This window comes from Pseudomonas fragariae (ex Marin et al. 2024) (genome assembly GCF_059621105.1).
In genome coordinates this window covers 1,460,920-1,484,070 of record NZ_CM184369.1, presented here as the reverse complement: position 1 = coordinate 1,484,070, position 23,151 = coordinate 1,460,920, and the positions used below count along the sequence as shown (strand labels likewise).

At 55.1% G+C, this 23,151-nt stretch carries 21 protein-coding genes; 8 read left to right on the top strand and 13 right to left on the bottom strand.

Annotated features, from left to right (window positions below):
- Positions 1-769 precede the first annotated feature (769 nt).
- From AC54XV_RS06705 to AC54XV_RS06695, 3 genes are all read right to left on the bottom strand, one after another.
- The gene (locus AC54XV_RS06705; protein ID WP_010424307.1) at positions 770-1,204 is read right to left on the bottom strand and encodes a hypothetical protein; all 435 of its coding nucleotides are present in this window, start codon (positions 1,202-1,204) and stop codon (positions 770-772) included.
- Between the two features lie 163 nt (positions 1,205-1,367).
- Positions 1,368-4,568, bottom strand: a complete 3,201-nt coding sequence (locus tag AC54XV_RS06700; protein ID WP_496718185.1) for a tetratricopeptide repeat protein — start codon at positions 4,566-4,568, stop codon at positions 1,368-1,370.
- Positions 4,569-4,652: 84 nt separating this feature from the next.
- Entirely contained in the window at positions 4,653-5,576 is a 924-nt protein-coding gene (locus AC54XV_RS06695; RefSeq protein ID WP_225651115.1) for a DUF4238 domain-containing protein, read from the bottom strand.
- A gap of 288 nt (positions 5,577-5,864) precedes the next feature.
- Between AC54XV_RS06695 and AC54XV_RS06690 the strand changes: the two genes are divergently transcribed.
- The 6 genes from AC54XV_RS06690 (at position 5,865) to AC54XV_RS06665 (ending at position 12,825) form a co-directional block, all read left to right on the top strand.
- Positions 5,865-7,847, top strand: coding sequence for an ATP-dependent nuclease (locus AC54XV_RS06690; RefSeq protein WP_225651114.1), 1,983 nt, complete (start codon positions 5,865-5,867; stop codon positions 7,845-7,847).
- 2 nt (positions 7,848-7,849) lie between these two features.
- Positions 7,850-9,754 (top strand): UvrD-helicase domain-containing protein, encoded by a 1,905-nt coding sequence (locus AC54XV_RS06685; protein WP_496718182.1) that lies wholly within the window; start codon positions 7,850-7,852, stop codon positions 9,752-9,754.
- 258 nt (positions 9,755-10,012) lie between these two features.
- The gene (locus AC54XV_RS06680) at positions 10,013-10,333 is read left to right on the top strand and encodes a hypothetical protein (protein ID WP_225651112.1); all 321 of its coding nucleotides are present in this window, start codon (positions 10,013-10,015) and stop codon (positions 10,331-10,333) included.
- A 20-nt stretch (positions 10,334-10,353) separates the two neighbouring features.
- Positions 10,354-11,565, top strand: a complete 1,212-nt coding sequence (locus tag AC54XV_RS06675; protein ID WP_225651111.1) for a PfkB family carbohydrate kinase — start codon at positions 10,354-10,356, stop codon at positions 11,563-11,565.
- The gene (locus AC54XV_RS06670; RefSeq protein ID WP_010424323.1) at positions 11,562-12,167 is read left to right on the top strand and encodes a 7-cyano-7-deazaguanine synthase; all 606 of its coding nucleotides are present in this window, start codon (positions 11,562-11,564) and stop codon (positions 12,165-12,167) included. The genes AC54XV_RS06675 and AC54XV_RS06670 overlap by 4 nt, the downstream gene beginning before the upstream one ends.
- On the top strand, positions 12,082-12,825 hold the full coding sequence (locus AC54XV_RS06665) for a nitroreductase family protein (RefSeq protein WP_412548557.1): 744 nt from the start codon (positions 12,082-12,084) through the stop codon (positions 12,823-12,825). Before AC54XV_RS06670 ends, AC54XV_RS06665 begins: the two co-directional genes overlap by 86 nt.
- On the opposite strand, the gene AC54XV_RS06660 is transcribed toward AC54XV_RS06665, so the two are convergent.
- The 3 genes from AC54XV_RS06660 to AC54XV_RS06650 form a co-directional block, all read right to left on the bottom strand.
- Positions 12,760-13,593, bottom strand: a complete 834-nt coding sequence (locus AC54XV_RS06660; RefSeq protein ID WP_010424325.1) for an 8-oxoguanine DNA glycosylase — start codon at positions 13,591-13,593, stop codon at positions 12,760-12,762. The two genes, AC54XV_RS06665 and AC54XV_RS06660, sit on opposite strands and share 66 nt — an antisense overlap.
- Entirely contained in the window at positions 13,593-14,270 is a 678-nt protein-coding gene (locus AC54XV_RS06655) for a DNA adenine methylase (RefSeq protein WP_496718178.1), read from the bottom strand. The genes AC54XV_RS06660 and AC54XV_RS06655 overlap by 1 nt, the downstream gene beginning before the upstream one ends.
- A 462-nt stretch (positions 14,271-14,732) precedes the next feature.
- Positions 14,733-14,864, bottom strand: coding sequence for a hypothetical protein (locus AC54XV_RS06650; protein WP_010424327.1), 132 nt, complete (start codon positions 14,862-14,864; stop codon positions 14,733-14,735).
- A gap of 1,254 nt (positions 14,865-16,118) precedes the next feature.
- On the opposite strand from AC54XV_RS06650, the gene AC54XV_RS06645 reads away from it, so the two are divergent.
- Positions 16,119-16,856, top strand: a complete 738-nt coding sequence (locus AC54XV_RS06645) for a hypothetical protein (RefSeq protein WP_225651109.1) — start codon at positions 16,119-16,121, stop codon at positions 16,854-16,856.
- On the top strand, positions 16,843-17,922 hold the full coding sequence (locus AC54XV_RS06640; RefSeq protein ID WP_225651108.1) for an FRG domain-containing protein: 1,080 nt from the start codon (positions 16,843-16,845) through the stop codon (positions 17,920-17,922). The genes AC54XV_RS06645 and AC54XV_RS06640 overlap by 14 nt, the downstream gene beginning before the upstream one ends.
- 408 nt (positions 17,923-18,330) lie before the next feature.
- Here AC54XV_RS06640 and sctL read toward each other — a convergent pair whose 3' ends face one another.
- The 7 genes from sctL to hrpS form a co-directional block, all read right to left on the bottom strand.
- Positions 18,331-18,933, bottom strand: coding sequence for a type III secretion system stator protein SctL (sctL, locus tag AC54XV_RS06635; RefSeq protein WP_496718176.1), 603 nt, complete (start codon positions 18,931-18,933; stop codon positions 18,331-18,333).
- Positions 18,934-18,967: 34 nt separating this feature from the next.
- On the bottom strand, positions 18,968-19,495 hold the full coding sequence (locus AC54XV_RS06630) for a type III secretion protein (RefSeq protein ID WP_496718174.1): 528 nt from the start codon (positions 19,493-19,495) through the stop codon (positions 18,968-18,970).
- Positions 19,495-20,301 carry a type III secretion system inner membrane ring lipoprotein SctJ gene (sctJ, locus tag AC54XV_RS06625; RefSeq protein ID WP_240850811.1) on the bottom strand — a complete coding sequence of 269 codons (807 nt, stop codon included), beginning with the start codon at positions 20,299-20,301 and terminating at the stop codon, positions 19,495-19,497. The genes AC54XV_RS06630 and sctJ overlap by 1 nt, the downstream gene beginning before the upstream one ends.
- Positions 20,302-20,309: 8 nt before the next feature.
- Positions 20,310-20,684, bottom strand: a complete 375-nt coding sequence (gene sctI / locus AC54XV_RS06620) for a type III secretion system inner rod subunit SctI (protein ID WP_003314135.1) — start codon at positions 20,682-20,684, stop codon at positions 20,310-20,312.
- Between the two features lie 27 nt (positions 20,685-20,711).
- On the bottom strand, positions 20,712-21,743 hold the full coding sequence (hrpZ, locus tag AC54XV_RS06615) for a type III secretion system effector HrpZ (RefSeq protein ID WP_024638525.1): 1,032 nt from the start codon (positions 21,741-21,743) through the stop codon (positions 20,712-20,714).
- Between the two features lie 52 nt (positions 21,744-21,795).
- The gene (locus AC54XV_RS06610) at positions 21,796-22,122 is read right to left on the bottom strand and encodes a type III secretion system major pilin HrpA (RefSeq protein WP_003314134.1); all 327 of its coding nucleotides are present in this window, start codon (positions 22,120-22,122) and stop codon (positions 21,796-21,798) included.
- Positions 22,123-22,214: 92 nt separating this feature from the next.
- Entirely contained in the window at positions 22,215-23,123 is a 909-nt protein-coding gene (gene hrpS / locus AC54XV_RS06605; protein WP_011266878.1) for a transcriptional regulator HrpS, read from the bottom strand.
- Positions 23,124-23,151: the final 28 nt, after the last annotated feature.

The window sequence follows — 23,151 nt, the reverse complement described above, 5'->3', positions numbered from 1 at the left end:
CAAGCCCGCTTCGCGGTTTTTTTTGCCTAGGTTTTCATGTCGGAACGCCCTACTCCTCTCGTCTGAGGTGGCGATGCATCGGGGGAGGATCAGATGGCCGCCCGTATAGGCTGAAAAGGTCAGCAGGCTAACTCAGGTGTTGAGAGGCTGATGCGTTGAAATAATAGCTGTACAAGTAGATAGTTAATTATGATTACTTGTTAAGTATTTATTTTGAGAAACTTAGTATTGGGACTATTTGACTAGAAAATCCACAGTTAGATTTATTGTGGATTTTGGATAGATATTGGAATAAGATCAATGACCATTATTCTGCTTCGTTTAGAAGATTCGTAATCGAATCAGCGAATTGAAGCGAAAATTTAAAACCAGATTTCAACTGCTCTGACGATCCATATGTGATCGTTTAGAACAAATGAGAGCAAGCCGTTTGCTTGAGATTCTGATCAGTCATAAATATCATGACCTATGAGCAGAAAAGGAGAGCCCAAAATGTAGAAAAACGCGGCCAATCCTGAGAGGACTGACCGCGCTTAGCGAAGCAGACTTGCGTCCTGAGAACCCGCAATGTCTATTTTTTCAAAGCGGCTGTCAATCCTCCCCCATCTTTTCGACCTTAGCGAGACTACTCGACGGCACAGTGTTGCCTGTCGAAAGGCGCCGCTACGCCTGCCCTGCGTCTTGGTTTTTTGACGCAGCGTCGGCGCTCGGCCGCCAGATGAGAGCCCGTCCCAAGGATTAGCAACGTCCTGCTCAACTCAAATCCAGGCTAAAGTTTGCTATCTGCAACATAAGGAGACCAGCCAAGCGTTAATTCAATTTGGCTCCGGTATCGAGTATCAATCTGCGCAGGAGCCAAGCGAACGTATCGCTCAGCACGTTGGAGTTTTTCGCCAGAGAGCTTGAGCAAATACTCGACGACCTGGTCAGCTGACGGTGTGGTTTCCTGCCCACTGAATTTCGGCGGTAAGCCGGTCCAAACGACGTCGGTAATACCGCGCGCATCCGCCCATCCAGTCAAGGAAGGTATAGATGTTGGTGCGGCTTCACCGCGAGACCACTGGCCGATATGCTTACCCACGTTCTTAGCGGGAATGCCCTCTCTCAGACGTAATGCTTCGACGGCGGATGCAAGATCCGCCGACTCCATGAACACCCACTGCGAAGGGACTAGACGCTCGTTTTCGACCAGCACCAGCGTCATCCGCCCGTCTTGTGATTGCCTAGCGAACTCAACCGACAGCAAAGGTCCGTCCTCTGCCCACGGGCCACGAATAGGGAGATCCCTAGGCTCCCAAATCAGAGAGCCCCATCCCAGGCAAGCGATCCGTTTCAATCTGCCTCCGAAGTTATCGAATGATTCACGCTCATCCAGGGCTTCGGTCGAAGCCTCGGGGGTAAAGGAACATATACCCTAAGTCGTTTGGACCTACGTCAGAAGCCTCACTGACGGTCAACGACTTCTTCAGAAGGTATACCTCTTTGATGAGTTGCGGTGGATGCCCTGGGAGTAGGACCATGGGCATTAACAGGTAAGCCCCGGCCTTCTTGTAGTCTGCCAAAAACCTTGAAAGATTTACCTCACTTGCAGGCTCCATTGTTATGGAGCGTACAGTGAGCATCGGCGTTCGTTGATCTTCTTCATCCCTTTGGATGTTTGAAGTGATAGCCATTCCGTAATGCGATGGATGCTCTGAGGAAAAATGGCGAACTATGTCGATGAGGATCTCATCGTTCTTATCTATTGTCCCGAATCGCTCTCGCCACCGCTCAAAAATTTTTACGGCCGCATCCCGATGTCTGAACATTAGCGCCATGAAGGGCGGGGCGGCTAGATCGAGCGCCCCATAAGCCACGCCTGTCCAGCGAGCGCGGTCCCAAAGGTGAACGTCGATCACTGATCGTACTGCTACACCGCGATGGTCCGCAAACTTCGGAGGTTCTGCATCGGTGGGTAGTGGTTTCTCGGGTTGCACGCCTGCTCTGGCTGCCTTCGGATCTCGTCTAACCTGCGGCCTACTTGGAGTGGCTTCGAACGTTTTTAGTGCATGCTTTTCCCACAACTCAAGGCGTGCCACACCATTGAAAATGCGCTCCCGACTAAAACAAAGCGAACCGATCATCGCGACCCGTTCCATTGCGGCATCTGCTTTGAATAGCTGGTCAACGGCATCTTCGAAATTCTTTGCGGTGCAGGTCGCAGAGAAAACTATGGCTGCGACTTCTAGCAGCATGGAGAGAAAATCGCTGTGAACCGCCGGGTTCCACGGGAACATATTCTTAGGCCAGCGGACGGTCACGCTCATTCGATCCAAATCAGCAGCAATCTCGAAAGACGCGATTTCCGTTTCGATGATCTCGATTTGGAAACGCTCTGTATGAGCGAAAGCTTCTAGCTCAAACGCTGTTGCGAAGAAGGCCTCGATCGTCCCGACGATGGCTTCGGTGACGGTGATACTCACATCGGTAGGTTCATGCCGAACATGCACCTGAACGCCCAATACCGAGGTGACATACTCTTGAGCATCCGGGCCGTTGAAAATTGGCGGTCGCCAGCTCGCATCGCCCGCCGGCTGTCCTGCTAACTGATTGAAAAAAGTCTCAACAGCCTCAGTAGTTTCGCTTTCGGGTACCCAACCTTCCTTTCTCAGTACGTCCTCATATCCCAGGAGGTATAGCAGCGTAGTCCTGCTTACATCCAGTCCTAATCCTGCGAGGACATCAGGGATCGATTTCAGCCTTGGAATCTGATCCCTGGACAGGTTTGCCAACTGACAGGCAAGGACCATGTCATAGTTTTTCAGCTGTTCAGCGGCGCGCTTCTTTGCGCTATCACTGAAAGGCAGAGAGGCCAGGCATCCCCGCGCAATCTGGATAGTTTCAAGCAGTTCGGGGAAGTGCTTAAGCTGGGCTGCTTGCCATGCTGCGTTCATGAGCGCCGGGAACACTATTAGCGGCGGCTCTCCATCCTTTTCACCTTCGATGAAGAGGGTCGCCGCTGCTGAGGTACAGCCCGCGCGTGCTGCCCAAAGCAAGCCTGCACTTTGGTAAGCAAGCGCCAGTTGAAGCTGTGCGTCGGCGAGATCTCCAGCGTTCTCCTTTTTGGAAAGCAGCCGGACTGCTTTACCGAGAAGCCGGATCACCTCCATTTTTTCGTCGAAGTCGAGCTGCTTAGCGCGATTGAGCAATACCACTGCCCCTTGAACTTCTCCTGAGCGCTTAGCCACGAAGTCAGATAGTTGGTCTACAAGCTTTCGGTAACCGCGATCTTTGCCTGCTGCCTCGCCGAACACTTCGATAAGCCTTACCAGTCGCTTGGCGTTAAACTCCCCTAAACCATCAGCCTCCAAGAGAGTGTCGGAGAACTTTGGCCACAGCGATGAAACCTGTTCTGGCTCTCCAAAGATAAAAGCTTCGTTGAGCTGGATCGTGAGCAAAGAAGTCCTTGCCTCAAGGGCGTTGTTCGGGCGGCTGCTATCGCTCGCCATTTCGGCAAGCCGAGAGGACAGTCGGGCTATCCGGGGTTCAAGTCTTACCTCTTCCGGTGTGCGATGACGGTGGATGACCATATTGAACAGGAGTTGCAAGAGGTTGCAGAGCATCTCGAGGTTTATCGCATTCTCATCATCGATGACCCGAGTCTCGAACCCCTCATACCCATCGAGAATCGCCTTGAGGTCATCAAACCACCAGAACGCAGTCCAGAGAGATTCGTAACGTGCGGTGAGCTGCTGTCGGTACGTCCCCCCGTCGTCCGCCAGCCGGATAGCACGAAGAAATCTGCCATCCACATCCGTTCGCGGCAACTCCAGCCCTCGCGCCAGAGTTGCTGCCAAAAGTGCCTCCGACGCGCGCTGCATTTTCATCCCAACAAATGCAGAAGGATCCTCAAGCTCTCGCTCAATATCTGCAAGCTGCTGCTTACGGGAATAGTCTGATGGGCCTAGAGCTAGATCGTCCGTTTCGTCACCGATTTTCAAATAGTTGACCGCGAGGTCCAGGCGGTTTTTATCGATAACCTCATTGATGATCCACGCTCGGTCATGAATGGTTACCCGGACACCGTATAAACGGCTCAGCTCATCTTCTACGCGGGCACGATCTTTCGCACGCGCAGCTCTCGATGTCACAAAAAAGATCTTGGTGTATCCACGGTCGGTGGCCACGATTCCGTTCACATCGGATCTGGCCTTGTCGGCCCAGGTTTTTTTTGCGCTGAAAGCAAAAGCCCACCGTTCGGTGCCGCTATTTGCCGTACCAACAAAAGTCAGGGTGCTTATTTCGTCAGAAACTGGAGAGGTCTCGGTGTCGGCCTTGCTGTCACCACCGCCCTCCGGCCCAGTCGCCGGCCTCAGGTTCGGACAAATCGTCCGCTCGCAAAGCTTGCGACAGAACAATTCAAAGTCATGCGTCTGATTACGCTCGGTGATGGTCTCCAAGTGATGAGACAGGACCTCAGCTTTGAGCTGGTATTTGATCTTGCGGGTAGAGTCGGAATAGAGCTCGGGGCGGATCTGACGCATGAACTGGGAGGGCGAGACGACCTTATCTTCAGCCTTCATCTGCATCACATGGGGTCCTTTTTGGTGAGGCGTAGGCAGTTATTGACTATGTATACCGTGACGCGGCGCCAGGTTAAATAGGATCCACACTCAGTCGAGGCATTCAAGATCCCAGGCATCTTCGTTCATCAAGAAGTTTGAGACATATTCCCGCTGCTCTTTGAGGGTAGTACAGTCGTGAGCCCAGCCGAGATGCGTGTCTACAAACTCACCTTGCGTATCGTCAATGTAGTAAGCCGTACGTGCCTTCGCCAACGTGTATAGGTTGATGAGCCGAGCACGTGTATGCGGCTTAAGTCGATCGTAAACCGTAACGTTAGGATCGCTGGAATACACCAATCCTTTACCTGGCGCGATTGCGATGATGAGCAGCAGGTCTTTCAGATAATGCCCCCAGCGGGATGGGGGGTAATCTGACGCGAGCAAGCAAGGTGGCTCCCAGCTATATTCCCGCATGTTCGCTGCCGCAAGGCCATCTGAAAACGCCTCGTCAATCAACGGGACTTGTTCGTTCTGGGCAAGCAAAAGTAATGACAGCACACCCAGAGAGCTGCTTGCTTTGAGGTAATCGATAACTTCATCAATTGAGCGATGCGAGGACCGCTGTCCGTCTTTCATCTCCTTCCTGAACAGCTCAAGCTCTTGGCGGACATCCATGGCTTTGAGGATGTCTGGGTGGCGAGCCTCCATCAGTGTCAGCGTGTTTGCCAATTGCCGACGGTCGTCCAATTCCCAATCTTGAACACTGCTGTCACGCGCCTTCTCGATGATTTTATGACCCGCTTCATCAATCATAGGGGTGATAAAGCTGGATTCGACCTCAAATCCTCCATCTGCAAAGTCGAGCCGATAAAGGTCTTGGATCGAAGCAGTATGCTTTATGGCCACTGACTTGATTTCGATCGCACCGCTCGAAGGCAACCGGCGATAACGGTAAATTCTGCCATTTTTGTGTTGCCAAGCTTTGAGGAAATGTTGAGGGACGAAGTGATGATTGCGTGGAGGGTTCGGCATTTAGTAGAGCTCTCTAGTACGAGTAGTACGAAGCCAGGTCGGCCCATAATTAGATCAGGTGAAGATGGTTATCGAAACGCTCATTAATGGATTAAGGGTGTTCTCGCTTACTGTTCGGGGCCCTGGAATCAGCTTGCTGCTCTCACGCAGTTAGCCCGACGTTTTGGCCTGACAAGCGAAAATGGCATAAAAATCCGGGTTCAAGGGCTGTGCGCGGACTATTACTGCGTTAATCTCGCCCGATAGTAACGAGCATGTGTGCCTGTTACCGCATTGAGGAAGGAACCTGTGCGCATCGAGTCGATCACGATCTCTGGCTTTCGCTGTTTCGGCCCGAATGAGATTTCCGTTCCAATCTCAGATGAGGTCACCACGATCGTTGGCCCTAATGCTGCGGGTAAAACTGCGCTTTTGCAGGCTATGTCTAAGCTGTTTGGGGTTACGCGGGCGCAGCGCACCGTATCACTTTCGGATTTCCACCTAGCTCCTGGAGAGGATCCTGAGAGCCGCGATTCCAAAGCGCTCTTCATCGAGGCGATCGTTGCCTTCCCGGAATTGTTGGACGGGTCTGCAACCGCGGAAACCATCGCCCCTTCATTTCGGCACATGCTGATTACGAGAGCAGCCCAGGCGCCCGTTTGCCGAATGCGGCTTCAGGCACAGTGGGATGACGACGGTACGCTTGAGGGAGAGGTGTCACAGAGTCTTTTTTGGATCGATTGCTTAGATGACGAGCCCGCAGAGGACAAATACCAACCGGTGGCAGTGACCGATCGGGGCCTCATACAACTTTATTACACCCCTGCAAGTCGAGATGCCGCCGGCCAAATCCGAGCAACTGCCGGCACGCTGGCCGCCCGTCTCCTGAGGGCCATTGAATGGTCCTCTGACACCGAAGACAAAGTGCAAGAGGCGACTGAGAGCCTGACTGCTGCGTTTGAAGGCGAGTTTGCGATCACTGCAATTACCGAGGCTCTGCAAGCACGCTGGGCCGACCTGCATGACGACGCTTCCAATACTAAGCCTAGGCTCAGTCTGGTGAGCCGACGTTTTGAGGAAGTGATCAACAAGATCGCAGTCATATTTGAGCAGGGACCTGACGGGCGAGAGAGAGGTATTGAAGCCCTCAGTGATGGACAGCAGTCGCTATTTTATTTTGCATTGGCCGCCGCTGTTTTTGACCTAGAGCGTGAGGTCGTTGAAGGTTCTGTGGCCGGTTTTCGAGAAGATGCACTCCATATTCCCGCGCTCACACTGTTTGCTCTTGAGGAACCAGAAAACCATCTTTCACCCTACTTCCTTGCTCGCATCATCCGCCAGGTTCGATCGTTGACTGAGGCCAGCGGTGCGCAGGCCATAATCACGAGTCATTCGCCGGCGGTTCTTAGCCGAATCGATCCAAGCGAGGTCCGTTACTGCCGCTGTAACGCAAAGACCCGCGTATCTACTGTGAAGCGAATTGAGCTGCCAACTGACGATGTGGAAGCCAGCAAATTCGTGCGTGGGGCCATCTTGGCTTATCCCGAACTCTACTTCGCACGGTTCGTTCTGCTTGTCGAGGGCGATTCGGAAAGAATCGTACTCCCTCAGCTCGCCGAGGCACTTGATCTTCTCATTGACCCTGCTTTTGTCGCGATCGTCCCTCTCGGTGGACGACACGTCCAATATTTTTGGCGCTTACTTAAAGCCCTAGGTATCCCTCACGCGACTCTGCTTGACTTGGACCTCGGCCGTGATGGTGGGGGGTGGGGGCGAGTGAAAACAGCGATTGAGAAGCTCATTGAGTTCGGTGCGCCCAAGGCCAAATTGCTAGAAACCACAAGCGGCGTTCTGGCCGATGCGGCATTCGCAAATATGCACGGATGGAGCAACTCGCCTGACCATTCAACCCTATTGGGTTGGATCAACAGCTTGAAGCCATACGGGGTCTACTTTTCAGCACCACTAGATCTTGATCTCGGCATGCTGAAAGCCTTCCCTGATGACTATGCCGCCGTTATTCCTAAAGGGGGAGGTCCTCGCATGGCTGCTGATAAGGCCGCTGAGGTTGTGCTGGGGACGTCAGGTCCAGGACTTTCGGTGTACACGGGACCCTTTGAGGATTACCCCGCATTGTTTCCGGGCTATCGGTACCACTTCCTGACACACAGCAAGCCAGCTACGCACTTGGCGGCATTGGCTCGAGTCAGCAAGGCGAGCCTGACTGCACGAATGCCAACAGTTCTGTCTGAAGTCGTTTGGCATATTTCCAACTCCTTAAGGCGAGACTGATTATGGCCGTTTCGTCACGCCGAATTGCTCGTGAGGATTGGAAACCCGTGGGGGTTAAAGCTCTGGAAGCGAATGCGCTGAAGGTGGTCCGTTCGAGAAAAAATCGGTCGGTCATTGCGGGGCCAGGCGCTGGCAAGACAGAACTGCTTGCGCAGCGCGCCGCCTTTCTCCTGCAGACGGATACTGCCCCTTCCCCACGACGCATTCTGGCTATCAGCTTCAAACGTGATGCGGCATCTAATCTGGCAGCACGCGTACGTCAACGCTGCCACCATTCCCATGCGAGCCGCTTCGATTCCATGACGTTTGATGCGTTTGCAAAAGGGTTGGTCGACCGCTTCGGTCAGGCATTACCTGACCGCTGGAGGCCAAGACCCGATTACGAGATCACGACTCACACGGAGCGAGATTTTCGCGATTACCTGCATGACCTTCCACCGCCACCTGCGGTAATCGGAACGAGAAATGATGTTCGTGAGATAGGGTCTAAAACATTTGAGCGTCGGCACCTGCTTGGCTCGTCGTTACCTGTAGAAGGATGGCCAGACCCAACTGTCGCGCAATGGGCGGCAGATGCATTCTGGCGAGTGTCGCTCCACGGCGGTGGCAACAGTGTGCTGTCTTTCCCAATGATTGGCCGTCTCGCTGAATTGCTGCTGCGAGTCAATCCGATGGCGCGGGATGCCTTGCGCCTCACCTATTCGCATTTGTTCATGGACGAATTCCAGGACACCACCAGAGTTCAGTACGATCTTGTAAGCACGATTTTTCGAGGCACAGAAACCATCGTGACTGCTGTCGGAGATAACAAGCAGCAGATCATGCGTTGGGCAATGGCGATGGATGATCCTTTCTCTGCATTTGATGCTGATTTCGGTGGTGTCCGGACTTCGCTCTTCAACAATTATCGATCTTCGCCGGACTTGGTACGTATTCAGCACGTGTTGGCACAGGCATTAGATGTACAAGCTGTGCAGCCGATATCTCAGACTGATGGCACAATTGACGGAGAAAGCTGTTCAATTCTCGACTTCCCGAATCCGAAAACTGAAGCGCGTCAGTTAGCGCAATCAGTAGCGTCATACATTACCGACCTGAAACTGGCTCCTCGAGACTTCGTCATACTGGTTCGACAAAAGGCGGGAGAATATGCCGAACTCTTAGAACCTGCCTTCGCGAGCGAAAATCTGGCGCTGCGTAACGAAGCTGGAATGGTCGGCAAAGTAATGCTGCAGGAGCTGATGACGGAGGAAATCTCGAAGCTGGTGGTCAACGTTCTCCGCCTCTCAATGACTCCGCGAGCAGGGAGTTATTGGTCAACTTGCCAGAATTGGCTCGCCTCAATGAGAGGGATCGATGCCGATGACTCAATCAGGCAGAGTAGGCTTGCTCGTGTGTTGGACACATATGCAACTGAACTGACTGCACGCTACCCCCTCCCCCCGAGAAGCAAGGTGGCCACACGCGCACTTGTTGATGACATCCTAAATTTTGTGGGTGCAGAGCATGTGATCCGTTTCAACGCCGCTTATGGCCAAGGAAGCTGGCTAGAAAAAGTGTTAGATGCAACGGCGGAGCATCTTTTATCCAGCTCGCTCCACAGTACGGACTGGTCCCACGCCCTCGACATGTACGAAGGCGTGCACGCAATTCCTTTGATGACGATCCACAAGAGCAAGGGCCTTGAGTATCACACCGTTATCTTTGTCGGACTGGATGATGGCGCCTGGTGGAGTTTTTCCCAGGATGAAATTGAGGCTACGGCAGGATTTTTTGTAGCTTTCACCCGCGCTAAACAGCGGGTCATATTCACTTACTGTGCTTCGCGGGGCGCACGAACAAAAATTGCAACGCTTTACGAGCTGCTTACCAAAGCCGGAGTCCAAATCACGACTGGATCGAGTTGATCATTTCCAGGTGACACTTCCAGACAAGGGCATCGTGTGTTGGCGCTGATGAAAAATCACCCAGCTGCCGAGAAATCGTTGATCCAGATACGGGACGATGCTTAGTTTGTGCCGGTCGCCGCTAGAGCATGAGCATGAGGATGAGGATGAGGATGAGGATGAGGATGAGGATGAGGATGAGGATGAGGATGTTATGGCCTTTTGCCTTCCCGATGTGATATTGCTTTGCACTCAATTTGACTCGCGAAGGAGATGCGAATGTCTGGTTCTGGCGGTAGCTATCTGGGTCCATCTACACCCACCACTTCCTGCGCGGCACTTCAGTTTGATACCCAGCTAGCTTCACCGAAAGCACAGGTGGTTGGGCAGCTGAGCGTCAACGATGTCCTCGACATTGTTTTTTCGCAGTCTGGCAATCAGCAGGTTGTCTCCGCACTTTGGAAAGGCGCTGAGGCAGGCGGAATTGTCGACCCACATCTGAACCAATTGCGGAGCTGCATGAGCCAAGGCGAACAATACCAGGCACGTGTGCTGCACGTCGGTGGCGGGCAAGTACGTCTTCGCGTTTACCACATCTAACTGCGAGCAAGGAGAGCTCTATGATCAGCATCGTAGGTGGCGTCTACCGAGAGCGGTGCATGCGCCCGGCGTGGGACGATATTTATGGGTCGGCAGGTCGGGCAGCGACGGCAATTGCCCGTTTCGGTGGACAGGCGGAATTACACGCCTGTGTAGATAGCAGCACTCAGATCGTCGTTGATGCCCGTGCAGCTGCCGAAGGTTTCCAGTTCAATGCCACAGCTACACAGGCAGGGGTGACTTTCGAGTACATCCATGGCCTCGCCAACCCAGATATTCGACGTGGTACTCACATCAAATCGGAACTGCAGGTTAGCGCCGAGAAGGTGCTTCGATTCGGCATGATCGATGGAACCGCAGTAGTTGATGCTGAGTACGCAGTGTTTGATCCACAGAATGCCGAAGATACAGAGTCTTTCAGGGCCAATGGCTCGGAAGCAAAGCACCTGGCTCTGGTCTTGAACCGCCACGAGGCCAATCTGTTGGTGCCTACCTCCAATGGGTTGACCCCACAAGAACTCGCAATAATGCTTGCCGAGCAGGAGCGCGCTGAGGTGGTTGTTATCAAGATGGGGCCGCTGGGTGCCTTGGTGTATGACAACGGCGTAATTTCTACGATACCTGCATACCGCACTGAGCGAGTATGGAAGATCGGCTCGGGAGATACCTTCGCCGCCCACTTCGCGTTGGGCTGGATGGATAAAAATCTTTCGGCTCATGATGCAGCCGCGGTTGCATCCATTGCGACAGCCTTTTATTGCGAGAATCAAGGCTTCCCCGACCAGGCTTTGCTTGCTGGCTTCAAGCCGAACCCGCTGCAACCGTCAGCTCGGTATCGCGATGGCTACGCCCCTAAGGTGTACCTCGCAGGACCATTCTTCACCCTCGCAGAGCTGTGGATAGTCGGGCAGGCTCGTAGAGACCTGCAGGCAATGGGGCTGGTTGTATTTTCCCCATATCATGACGTCGGTCTTGGCTCTGCTGAGGAAGTGGTCGAAAAGGACCTTGAAGGGGTGCGCGATTGCGACGTTTTGTTTGCGATTGGTGACGGGCTCGACTCGGGCACAATCTACGAGATTGGCTACGCTCGGGCATTGAACAAACCTGTCGTTTTTTACGCGGAAAATGAGTCCGAACAGGACAAGAAAATGATGGAAGGCTCCGACTGCCGCATCACCGATGACTACGTCAGTGCGATCTATCAGACGGTCTGGGAAGCGGTGGTGCTATGAAGACCGGATTGTTGTTGTCCGGCGGTATGGATTCCTTGACGATTGCTTGGTGGAAGCGGCCGGACATCGCGTTCACCCTGAACTACGGTCAGCTCGCGGCGCAGGCCGAAATCGAGGCTTCAAGGACGATCTGCCAACAGTTGGGAATCCCACATCATGTAATTGAGGTCGACTGCCGCCAGCTGGGCTCGGGAGACATGGCAGGTACCCAAGCCGACAGCTTGGCTCCAGCCTCTGATTGGTGGCCGTACCGGAACCAGATGCTGGTTACGCTGGCGGCGATGAAGGCAATCTCATTCGGCGTGACGCACTTGTGGTTGGGCACCGTGAAATCGGATGGTTTCCACAGGGATGGTTCGCCCGAGTTCATGTCGGCGATCAGCCATCTTGTATCCATCCAAGAGGGCGGGATGGTGGTTGAGGCACCAGCAATTGAGCTCTCTACTGCCGAGCTTGTCCGTGAGTCTGGCATCCCTGCGAGTCTTCTGGCCTGGGCGCACAGCTGCCATAAGTCGCATGTCGCGTGTGGCAACTGCCGGGGTTGCAACAAATACATGGAGGTGTTTCAAGAGGTGGGGTATGACTTGGATCGACTTGGGTGACCCTATTCCAAGGGTGGCTCCTGAGCGGTATGAGCCTCTCGAGTGGGAAATTGGTGATGTCCGCCCGCTCCCTGGTTCATCGGAGGCATTAGACCGGCCGTTCGGCGAGGTTTTGGATGCGCGTGCGTCGCATCGCGAGTTCGGCGTCGTCTATGACCTGCAGCTCGGAGCCTTCCTCTGGCATGCATGCAGAACTCGAGGATCCGGTACGTCAAACCTAGGTTTTGATCTGGAGCATCGAGCGGCCCCCTCGGCTGGAGCGATCCACCCTATACATATCGTCGTTAAGCGGCCCGAAGATGATCGATGGTGGATATATGAGCCTAGGGCCCACCAACTGGTAGAGCTCCGACATTCGACCGGCAAGCTTGCAGGCCTTTATGAACTCAGTCTGCGGGTTCTGGGCGGTGATGAGGCAACACGAATTCTGTTTCTGGCCGAGCCCGGAAAAACATTGGGTAAATACCAAGATGGATGCAGCCTTGTTTGGCGTGACGCTGGGGTGCTACTCGCGGTCATGGCATTAACTGCGACAGCCCAGGGACTCAACTTCTGTCCGCTGGGTATCACCGGTGAGCCTTGGGCCAGTACCCTAGCCGATCAGGGAAAGTTGGCTGGGGTTGGCCTTGCTCTTCTTGGGTCTGCTACGAGAACCTGAATCAGGTGCGTGGTGCCCCATGCCCATGATGCTGTGCACCGTGGCGGGCGATGACATCATCTCCAACCACATCAGGGCATCGAGCTCCGATGCCCTGACGCCAAGTCCTTTACTGAAGCGGATGAACTGCTCTTCCAGCTCCAGATAGTGTCGCTCAACGGTCAAGTTGCTCTCGAAGAACCTACCCAGTAGCCCGGCACGGAGAATGTGGATGTCCAGGATTGCTACGTCGTCCGCATCCAGCCAGTTACGGGCAACCCACGATGCGGTCTTGTAACCAATGCCTGGAATATCCAGCAGCCAGTCGCGCAGCGCTTTGCCAGAGCCTAACGGAGGCCGTTCAGCAGACAGCTTCTGAAGAGCCGCGCTGAGGTAGCGAGCCTTCTGTGTGGCGAAGCGGTACCGCACTTGGCGACCATCGATAACAAGGGGCTCTTTCAGCCACTCGAGCAGGCTTTCTTCTGAAGGTGGTTGGTCGCCAAAGGCACCGCGTTCTTTGACGTGGTGAAAGGCGGCGAGCCCAACGCTAGCGGGGATGCCATGCCCCCCCAACAAGCACGCGCCAACTTCTTCTTTCAGCGTTACCCCGAGCTTGTAGTTGATCCGATCGCCAGTGAGACGGCGTGCGTACACTTGGTATGCCCAGTAGGCAGGAGTTGGGAACGCCTCCATGGCTCCCCACGGGACGCCCGGAATAACTTCGGCGTCTGCTTTGGGCAGCTCGACATTGAAGACCGCTTGGTCCATGAAAATAGCGCCTAATTGCATCAGGCGGCCTCCTCGGCAATGCCGTAGTGTTCCTGCATCCATTGCAGTAACTCGTGTCGCTCAATGGGATCTAGGCTCTCGATACGAGTACGGAGCCTGGTTTGGCGACGCTGAATGGTTTGGCGGTCTCGGAATGTTTCGCCCATGTATCGACTGTCGTGCAAACTGCTGGGAGGTTCGAAGTTCATCCACACCGTCTCCTCGCGCAGCTCTACATGGGTCTTAGCTGGAAAACTCACCTTGCGCCACCCGATGAGCTCGCGGTTGTAGAGACCACAGTCATAGCCTGAAAGCATCACATTGCAAGGTAATGCGACCAAGCACCGCAGTAAGCGGATGTGGTCTTCTTCCGAGTAATCGCATCGATAGACCTTCGCTCGGCGGCGGGTTTCAGGGACGTAGGGCGGATCAACATAGACCAGCTCCTGGCCTTCGAACGGATACCCTTCAAGGAACGCAACTGCATCGACTTGGTGGAGTTCGCAGGTATCTGGAAACTTCGTTCGCCAAAGCTCAATGACTTTGGCGTCGAGGTCCAAGCCAATGTTCCTCTGCGCAGCCTTTTTGTTGCGCATGACTGCCCCGCCACCAAGGTGGGATTCGATGTATGTCTGATGCGGTGGCATCAGATTGATAAAGCGCTGGTAGCACTTGCCTTTTCCGCCTGGATATCTCATGTCGCAAGCATCGTCAGAAATGACGATGATGTCAAGGCGAAGTGCCGAACGGCCACCATGTGTGTAGTTCGGTTGAAGGTGGAGTCATAAAATTCAGATGGGCCCTGAAGCCATTTGTGTGTTCGTGCGGCATCGCCACCCAAGCTGGGGACTTTACCGAGAATTCGGCTATATCGGCGGTTGCCGATAGCCCAGGCCAAAACTGCATCAGCGGAAACTGTGGGGGCAGTTTGACGCTTCAGTTTAACGAAAAGCGTACCAGTACGGGCTGTGGCTATCTACGGCTTGTTCATGAGCGAATTGACCCGAAAGCGCCTAGGCCCAATTTTCGAAATGAGTGCAGTGAAGGTGGAAGTTGACGCTTCAGTCGACAAACAACCTTGGACATAGTCATAGGGTTGTTACGAACGTTTTGAACAACATTGGCGGAAGCGGCCCACTCGGTGGGCCGCTTTTTGAAGGCTAACTGATCATCTCGCGCATTTTTTCCCAGGCCCACTCAACAAGCTTGCGAAAAATCAGACGCAGAATTTCCTTCACAATCGAAGGAAAAATCTTTTTCAGCCAATCAGGTTGCCCGCGCAATCCGCTCATAAGAGATCCTCAATAGAAGAACTTTCTTTTGCGGGCGTGTTTCAGCCAATGTTTATTGGTCCTACCGATGGCAGGATCCAGATACGTCACAGGTGTTTATCCCCGTGACATTGATTGCGCTTCGGCTGTGGCCAATGCTCCAGTGCATCAAAGCCACGCCTAGTGAAGCCTGCTGCAGTCGTCACAAATCCTATTTGCGCGCTGAGCTGATTTTGCGCCTCGATTGCCGGCGCTGATATTTGATCTGCCATTTGTTCGACCGTCTAAAGGTCGCACAAACACCGTTACGGGTACCTCACCTGAAAGGTAAGGGTGGGGCAGAAAATGGGCGGGCTCATGTGCAAAAAACCACACCAAAATTCCTGGCTAGTACTTGCCAGTCTTACCCTCGAGATCATGAGTGTCGGGGGCAGCATCTTTGCTCTGCTGACGCCTCAATGGGCAACAGTGCATCGAGCCTCATGAGTTCTAAACGTGCCATTACGCGATCTGATCCTTAGAAGCGTACAAGCTTTTTTATTTGGCAACGCAGCACCAAAGTGCGCGGGCCGTGATGTGTTCCTTGCGTCCAATCGGACAGCTAAGGTGTCGTCCGTATGCAGAAACTCAACTGGATGAGGACTACTGCTCGGTATGGGCCTTACGGCCAGACATTGGGGCTTGAAAACGCCCGGCCTCTGCTAACGCAGAGTGCACACGAGATTAGCTCGTAGCTTGATCGAATGGCAAGCACTGCGCTGCGAACCAATAGCCAAGGCGCATCACCGATTTGGCACTACTGGAGCGCATAATTCACGACTGGATCTGCCATGCCTTCCTTTACTGGGGCTCTCCAAGTGGCCGCAATGCGGTGACCAAAAAAAGCCCGAGAGCGCTGAGAGATCCGCGACCAAGTTTCAGGCTGCGTCGGAAACTCATACCGTTTGGGCCATCGCAGAGTCCTGCAAAAAAGGCCAGAACGTCACTGAAACCTAAGCAGCGAACGGTAGTGGGGAGGCCTACGTGGTGCTCATGTAAGGCCCTAGGCACTTGATTTTCCATGGTACTCTCTTGACGTTGACATTGTTTTTTCTCTGTATCGAAAAATAAAGTTGCATGTGCGCCTAAGCCCGAGTGTGCGGCCAAAAGCTGCGATCAATTTGTGGCTGAGACCATCGACTCAAGACTTATGTACTTCGCGTGCCAAGGTTTTAAGCAAGCTAGGCGCACAGAGCAAGAATTGCAGCGTGACAGTGAACACCCGGGGAGAATTTGATGAGCGACGAGCATTTTCCAAAAGCAAGGAGCGCCGAAATACTGGGCGAGCTTTCTGCTTGGACGTCCGTAGCCGACGTTATGGTCGCGGCGCGCATTCTTGAGGAACGAACCGTACCGGGCGACCAACCTGACAGCCTGTTGTTGATGCCTCTTGAATATGCAGAACCTGAGTTCAAGCAGATTTTCGCAATCCTGCTTAAGTACTTGATAGATGGATACATAGTGCCTCCTCAAAAGGTTGCCGTTTGTCGCGCTCTGGATCCACAGATTACTGAGGCGACTGCAATAGCCTTGCAGTCGCTGCGTTTCAGACCCACCATTCAGGTTGTCCGGATTAGCAGCATCGGCGGCAAGCTGGCATTCCGCATTAAGGATGAGCCTGCGGTGATTGAGCTTATACGAGCACCCTTGAACTGCCTCATGGGTCTCTATTTAGATAAGTACGAATTCACCAAGAATTTGCACGACATAGTTACCCAAGCTGAAGAGAAAACAGGGGGAAGCCCCAAGATTTTTCATAGGCCCTATGCAGACGCTTGTCTGCCCAGCTTCGTTGAAGCAGCATGTTCCTATGTATTTGGCTTGGATGTGGGAACACAATTTGCCTCGCCAGGCCACGCCAACATCGACACTGCTTACCGGGCCGTGAATGTTCAAACGCTCCCTCCAGTAGACCCGGCCGTGCTGGGAGCCGCAACCCAGGCCGGCCAGAGAATGCTCGATGCGCTCCGCTGACCAATTATTCGCCCACTTGCATAACGTCAATCCGATTGCGGATCGGGTCTCCCCTGCCTGTGACATCGGACAAGTCAACAAGAGCGCAGGAACGCCTGCTTACGTAGATCCACTTTACGGAAACTGCTGGAGCTGGACTCCATCTCACGGCGCTGCCGTTTACGGGCGCACGGAAAATCTGCCTGTTGGCCCCTTAGACGAACTGGCCAATGGAACATTTTTACGAGTACCGTTCCGCCGAGTACCTGTCATCGAGGTCGGTTCCATTGAGGAGGTTCGCGCTCTCGCAGGTAGCGTGAAATCAGGTGACCCTAACTTCAGCGGTGTATGGCGCGGACAGTCCAACCATTACACGACGGAGAAAGCGGGACGCACGAAGGATGAACTGCTCCGGCTGTATGGGGCGGAGGACGTAAATGAGCCCTCTTTGCTGCCTTCCGCAGTGAGAACCAATCTGTACTTCCCGGACAGCTTTGGTGCATGGTCCGCATTGCTAGATCTATATGTTCACGAGCGGGTTCAAGAACAGGGGATGCAGCGGGAACTGCTGAATTTCGTCAATTCCTATCGTTACAGGATGTGGGGCTTCGCCACAGCACAGCACTACGGCCTTCCAAGCGTAGGCTTAGACGTCACGCATGATATTGATGTGGCCCTGTTTTTTGCTCTTCATACGTTCAAGACAAATGCCGAGGGAATTATGACGGCCACACGCGCAACCGCTACTGCTGCGCCGATCGTCTATGGCCTAGGCGGGTTCACCCAACACGAGCTGCACAAAGATGAGGATCTGGCACCGAGACGCCTTTTGTGCACACGGCCGGCCGCCCAATCAGCTATGTTCTTTTCCACCGGCTGGGGTCAGGCGCCGAACAACGCCGCCCAACGGATTTATGTCGCATTGAAACTCGTGGGACATGAGAACTGGAAGTTTGACTTCCAGCCTTCGCACTATTTTCCAAAGCCGCAGGACGACGAGTTCCTACGGTTCCTCCTGGAGCGCAAGGTCGAGCTGAAGCTGCCCGTCGTCCAAGACTTGCTCGCGAAAATTTATCACGTCCCTTGAGTGATAGAGTGCCTCTCCGAGCACGATAACTATTGTTCACCGGCGGTATGATTTTGTGGGTGATGCACATGTTATTTGATCGAGGGGGAGTAACTAAAAAGCTCGCATCCGCTGATGCGGGCTTGATCGTGTCATGTGATCAATAATGCATTTCAAAGCAGGGCAGCGTTAGCCGCCACCGATTGCGTGAATCACTTCGACCTGATGACCTTCCGTTAGTACTGCCTGTTCACTTTGGCTGAGTGCACAAACCTCGTTGATGAACGGCCAAGCGGGGAAGACTATCTGTGTTCCGATAGATCATCTATTTTGTGAGTCCAGTAGGCTTTTCTCATCTTTTCTGTGACTCCCCTGCTCCGCACTCACAGAAAAGATGACTTTTTCGCAGTGTTTGCTGGGCCTCCCGAATCATCTATTTTGTGAACCTACACAGGCAGCCGGCTCCGCGCCTGCCAGCCCATTGCGCAGCGTTGCCCAATCGATTTCGAAAGCGCCGTTGGCGTCGCTCAGGCGCAGGCTTTCAGTGGCCAGCGTCGCATCCCGTTTGAGCGCCCAGTGCTCGGCAAAACGGCTCTCTGCCAACCATTCGGCGACCGGCTCGGCCATCTCTGGATGAACGCTGAGTGTGGCCACTGCTTCGTTGAGCTGGCTGGCTGCCAGGTTCCTGACCAGTGCCCGAGCACGCTCGGCAAGGGTCGTTTCGTCGAGTAACTGGCTCAATGCCTCAGTCAGCAGTTCCTCTACAGCAGTCATGGCCTGCTGCTGCAAGGCTTCGCGCTGGACGTGCAGCTCGTGCAGAAAGGCATTGGCGCGCTCCCAGAACTGCGCAAGCGCCTCCTGATGCCGACGATCGGCATTAGCCTGCTCACGTACCAGCAGTTGCTCCGCCTGACGTTGCGCGCCAGTCAGAATATCGCGAGCCAGCAGACTGTTGGCGATGTCTTCACGGCGCAATACTGGCTCGGGCAGCACTGCGTCGGCAGTCAGGGTAATACTGCGTTTGGCAAGCATGGTGCGAATTCCTGATGCAGAGGGAGGCGGATATTCAGACCGTGGTGACACGCCATAGAACAGCCTGCCACAGCGTCTGAAGTTTATTTTCGGGGGCCGCGCAAGGCCTCTCGGCGACCTCATCGGGCGCCCAGGCCAGGCGCAAACGCGGCCAATACTCAGGCCCAAGCCAGGCACCCAACAGCAAGCGCGCATCTTCATGCTCCAGCTCCAGCCAGACACCAGGGCGCAACGCCTTGGTCAGCGCCCAGCACCACTGCCCGTCATGAGCGTCGCTTTCGTTACGGGAAAAACAGATGCGCTGCGCCAGATCCAGCGCCTGATCACGCTGCGCGGGTGTCAGTGCCAGCCAGTTCAACACCGGCTCTGCAGGCATCGGCGGTTGACTTGGCATGATGCCGACACTCTGCAGAAACACGCCGTGACGGCTGACCATGAGGGCTTCACAGTCGCTGACGGTCAGTCCGCAGCGCTCGGCGAACCGGCTTTGCCAGCCCGGATGCGCCCATGGCCAGGGATTGCACCACCACTGAGTCCAATAGTCCTCGGCGGTCAGGTCCATCACGCGCGCGCCGGTACGGTCGAGCGGCTACGGCCGGCAAGGCCGATCCGCCCAAGGACCGAGGCGCGCCAGTCACTGCGCAACAGCAGCGCCATGATCAGCAGCAACACCGCCAGGCCAACCGGTACCAGCCAAAGCATCAGATTCCAGAACGGCAGATTGGCGCTGTCCAGCTTGAACGGTCCGAAACTGACCCACTGTGTGGTTTCCTGAAACTCGGTAGCCGGTACGAACACGATGGAAAACTTTTTCGATTCTGCCGCTTGCGTCGACATGCCGGGGATACTGCTGGCGACCATCTGTTGAATGCGCCCACGCACGCTGTCCGGGTCAAGCGCTGCGGAGTGTTTGATGAACACCGCAGCAGAGGCAGGTTGCACCGGTTCACCCGGTGCGATGCGTTCCGGAAGTACCACGTGCACCCTGGCCACGATGACGCCGTCTATCTGCGAAAGCGTCGCTTCGAGTTCCTGAGACAGGGCATAGATGTAGCGGGCGCGCTCTTCGAGCGGGGTCGAAATGACCCCTTCTTTCTTGAAGATATCCCCCAGACTGGCGCGAGACTGGCGTGGCAGGCCGGCAGCGTTGAGCACCCTGACAGCGCGGTTCATGTCGCTGGTCGCGACGGTGACGACAACGCCGGTTTTCTCCAGACGTTTGCGCGCGTCGATATGCTGATCGGCAAGACGGGCAACGACCTCGTTGGAGTCCTGCTCGGACAAGCCGGTGAACAGATCGGTTTCATCATTGCAGCCGCCGAGCAATACCATGCAAATCAGCAGCAGCCCTGCGCTCAGAAATTTCACGGAAACCTCTACTGCAAGTTAGTCAGCTTGTCGAGCGCCTGCGCAGTCTTGCTCACCACCTTGGTCGTGAGCGCAGTCTGCAACGAGCATTGTGACAAGGTCCGGGTCATCGCCGCGATATCCAGCGCGTCTCCAGTCCCGGAGGCTTTCTTCATCGACCGCATTGCTTGCTGAGACATTTTTTCGGTTTCGCCCAGACCGCCGGAAATTGCACTGGCGATATGCTCGGAAAGCGGCGCTCCGCTCGAAACGCCGTCCGGCTGCGTGGCAGCGGTGAAGATGTCGACATCCGCCTGGGCCGGTTCTGAAACGAGCCCCTGTGGCACATCCTGCCCGAGTTCCGGCGAGATGCTTTTAACATTACCAAGGTGGGAAATGGTCACGTGAGTTCTCCGTCAGGCGGGTGTCGGTCAGGCCGCGGCCTGATTGCGGGTGCCTTGCAGCAGCGTACTGACCAGCAAGGTGGCGATTTGCGCAGCGCTCGACTGCACGTCGGTAGCGGTTTGTCCGGCGTCCTTGAGCGTCGCTTCAAGGCCCTTGAGCAGCAAGCCGCCCAGCAACTGGTCAAGATCCTGCGCGGACTGTCCGCCATTCGCCGCCGTGCCGGTCTGCGGGGTGTTTACGGGTGTGCCCAGTCCACCACCGGCCAATACCGATTGCAGGCCACGGTCGATAAGCTCGCCGATCAGTTGCCCCGCTTCACCACTGGTAGTGCCGCTGTCACCGGGACCGGTATTGGCGTCGATCAGCGGGTCACCCTTCACACCGGACGAGTTGCTGGAAAAACTGCTCGGAGTGCCCAGACCTCCACCCGTCCCCGCCAGACCGCCAGCGCCACTCTGCTGATTACCCAGTTGCTGGCCAATGATGTCGAGTGCCGAGCGGAATGCAGCCGTTTCGTCGCCATCAAGGAAGTTGTCTTCCTTGAGTTCGTTCACCCAGGAACCCGAGTCCGGCTTGGGAAACTGTGCGGGATTGTCATCCATGAACTGCGCGATCTTGTTCAGCATCGGCATATCGTCTTCGGAGAAGCTTGTCCCGCCATCCTGCTTGGTCAGAAGATCATCGAGCATCGACTTGGCCAGGCCATTGAGCACCTGAGTCATCAGGTCCTGCTGTCCGGTACCCGAGGCGTTGTCCGCAGACGCGCCGAAGTTGTCACCCAGCTTTTCATGGATCAGCTTGTCCAGCGCAGCGATGACATCCTCGATACCGCCGCCTGCCTTGCCATCCGCGGCCATCGACTTGGCCAGCAGTTTGCCCAATGGCGAGCTGTCGTCGAGTTGACCGTTGCGCATCAGTTCCTCGGCCAGCTTCACGACAACTTCCTGAAGCGCCTTGCTCGACGAACTGGCGCCAGTCGTCTCGGTTTCAGGACGCACCAGGACAAGGGCCATTGCCGGGGTTTGCAGCGAGCTGCTGTTAAGACTGAGACTCTGCATCACAACCTCCTCAAAGTAGCAGCCCCCTCAGGCACGAAGGGGCTTCAAGAAATCAGAACTGGACGACCGAGTTCCGGATCTTGCTTGCGACGATCTGGTTGGAAAGCGCCTCTTTCTTGTCCTCAAAGCCCGCCAGCATGCTCGATTCGCGCAGCAGGCCGTTCTCTTCGTTCGCGGTGCCGTCAAGCTCGGCACTTTTTGCATCGCCTTTGCTGATGCTGGAGCGAGTCGCGTCGATACTGTCAGTGCTGCCGGTGTTGCTCACCAGTGCAGCATTACGGTCGGCGCTGCTCTTTACGCTGTTGATGCCCTGAGCGGCACCACCGATCGTGTTGACGACACCGCGACCTGCACCCGCCAGAGAACTCATGATAGTCATAACGTCATACCCCTTCGTCTGTACCAGCGTAATTGCTTGGTACAGCTAGGTGGCATGCGTCCGCGAATCGGTTCCAGAACTTCTGCAAAAAATCAGATGCTCAATTCCTTGATGCGGCGGTAGAGCGTACGACGTGGGATATCGAGCTCCAGGCTGGCCGCGTCGATGCAATTGCGGTGGCGCTTGAGCGCTTGCTGAATCAAGGCCTTTTCGATCGCCCGCAGCTGGAACTTGAGCCCGCACGCCAGGTGCTCTTCGGTCTGCGAGTCAGCCCCAAGCAGAGGAAAGCCCAATACATGGCGCTTTGCAGCGGCCTTGAGCTCGCGGATATTGCCGGGCCAGTGATGCCCCGTCAGTACCTGCTGAAGCAACGGACATACATCGGGAATCGGGACGCTCAGTTCTTTGGCCGACGCCGCCACAAACCGGGTGAACAGCGGCAGGATACGCTCGGGCTGATCGCGCAGCGGCGGCAGTTTGAGGGTCAGCACGTTCAGGCGAAAGTACAGGTCGCGCCGAAACTTCCCCTCTTCGACGGCGTCGTCCAGACAGGCCTGGGCCGAGGCAATCACACAGATATCCAGGTTGATCGTGGAGGTCGAACCCAGACGCTCCAGTGCACGGGTTTCAAGCACCCTCAGCAGCTTGGCCTGGAGGGCGAGCGGCATGCTATCGATCTCATCCAGGTACAAGGTTCCGCCCTGCGCCGCCTCGATGTAGCCCATTCGGGAGCGGTCGGCGCCGGTATAGGCCCCACTCACCACTCCGAACAGCTCGCTCTCGGCGAGCGATTCCGGAATGGCTGCGCAGTTCATCGGGACGAAACGACCCTGGCGCCCGGACATGTTGTGAATGCGCCGGGCAATGGTGTCTTTACCGGTACCGGTCTCGCCCGACAGCAAGACATCAATGCCGAGCTGCGAAATACTTTCGGCGACGATCCCCAGATTGGGTACGCGCTCCGCATCCAGGTGATCGTCAAACTCATCGTCGAGATTCATTTCATGACTCCAATGGCATCAGCGTTGC

Excerpts from the sequence above, each read along its gene's own strand:
- AC54XV_RS06670 (WP_010424323.1), top strand. The coding sequence starts at position 11,562 with ATGAAGACCGGATTGTTGTTGTCCGGCGGTATGGATTCCTTGACGATT.
- AC54XV_RS06680 (WP_225651112.1), top strand. The coding sequence starts at position 10,013 with ATGTCTGGTTCTGGCGGTAGCTATCTGGGTCCATCTACACCCACCACT.
- AC54XV_RS06645 (WP_225651109.1), top strand. The coding sequence starts at position 16,119 with ATGAGCGACGAGCATTTTCCAAAAGCAAGGAGCGCCGAAATACTGGGC.
- hrpS (WP_011266878.1), bottom strand. The coding sequence starts at position 23,123 with ATGAATCTCGACGATGAGTTTGACGATCACCTGGATGCGGAGCGCGTA.
- AC54XV_RS06630 (WP_496718174.1), bottom strand. The coding sequence starts at position 19,495 with ATGGACCTGACCGCCGAGGACTATTGGACTCAGTGGTGGTGCAATCCC.
- AC54XV_RS06685 (WP_496718182.1), top strand. The coding sequence starts at position 7,850 with ATGGCCGTTTCGTCACGCCGAATTGCTCGTGAGGATTGGAAACCCGTG.
- AC54XV_RS06695 (WP_225651115.1), bottom strand. The coding sequence starts at position 5,576 with ATGCCGAACCCTCCACGCAATCATCACTTCGTCCCTCAACATTTCCTC.
- AC54XV_RS06610 (WP_003314134.1), bottom strand. The coding sequence starts at position 22,122 with ATGACTATCATGAGTTCTCTGGCGGGTGCAGGTCGCGGTGTCGTCAAC.
- AC54XV_RS06650 (WP_010424327.1), bottom strand. The coding sequence starts at position 14,864 with ATGAGCGGATTGCGCGGGCAACCTGATTGGCTGAAAAAGATTTTTCCT.
- AC54XV_RS06675 (WP_225651111.1), top strand. The coding sequence starts at position 10,354 with ATGATCAGCATCGTAGGTGGCGTCTACCGAGAGCGGTGCATGCGCCCG.
- AC54XV_RS06665 (WP_412548557.1), top strand. The coding sequence starts at position 12,082 with ATGTCGCGTGTGGCAACTGCCGGGGTTGCAACAAATACATGGAGGTGT.
- AC54XV_RS06700 (WP_496718185.1), bottom strand. The coding sequence starts at position 4,568 with ATGCAGATGAAGGCTGAAGATAAGGTCGTCTCGCCCTCCCAGTTCATG.
- hrpZ (WP_024638525.1), bottom strand. The coding sequence starts at position 21,743 with ATGCAGAGTCTCAGTCTTAACAGCAGCTCGCTGCAAACCCCGGCAATG.
- AC54XV_RS06655 (WP_496718178.1), bottom strand. The coding sequence starts at position 14,270 with ATGAGATATCCAGGCGGAAAAGGCAAGTGCTACCAGCGCTTTATCAAT.
- AC54XV_RS06660 (WP_010424325.1), bottom strand. The coding sequence starts at position 13,593 with ATGCAATTAGGCGCTATTTTCATGGACCAAGCGGTCTTCAATGTCGAG.
- AC54XV_RS06705 (WP_010424307.1), bottom strand. The coding sequence starts at position 1,204 with ATGACGCTGGTGCTGGTCGAAAACGAGCGTCTAGTCCCTTCGCAGTGG.
- sctL (WP_496718176.1), bottom strand. The coding sequence starts at position 18,933 with ATGCTTGCCAAACGCAGTATTACCCTGACTGCCGACGCAGTGCTGCCC.
- AC54XV_RS06640 (WP_225651108.1), top strand. The coding sequence starts at position 16,843 with ATGCGCTCCGCTGACCAATTATTCGCCCACTTGCATAACGTCAATCCG.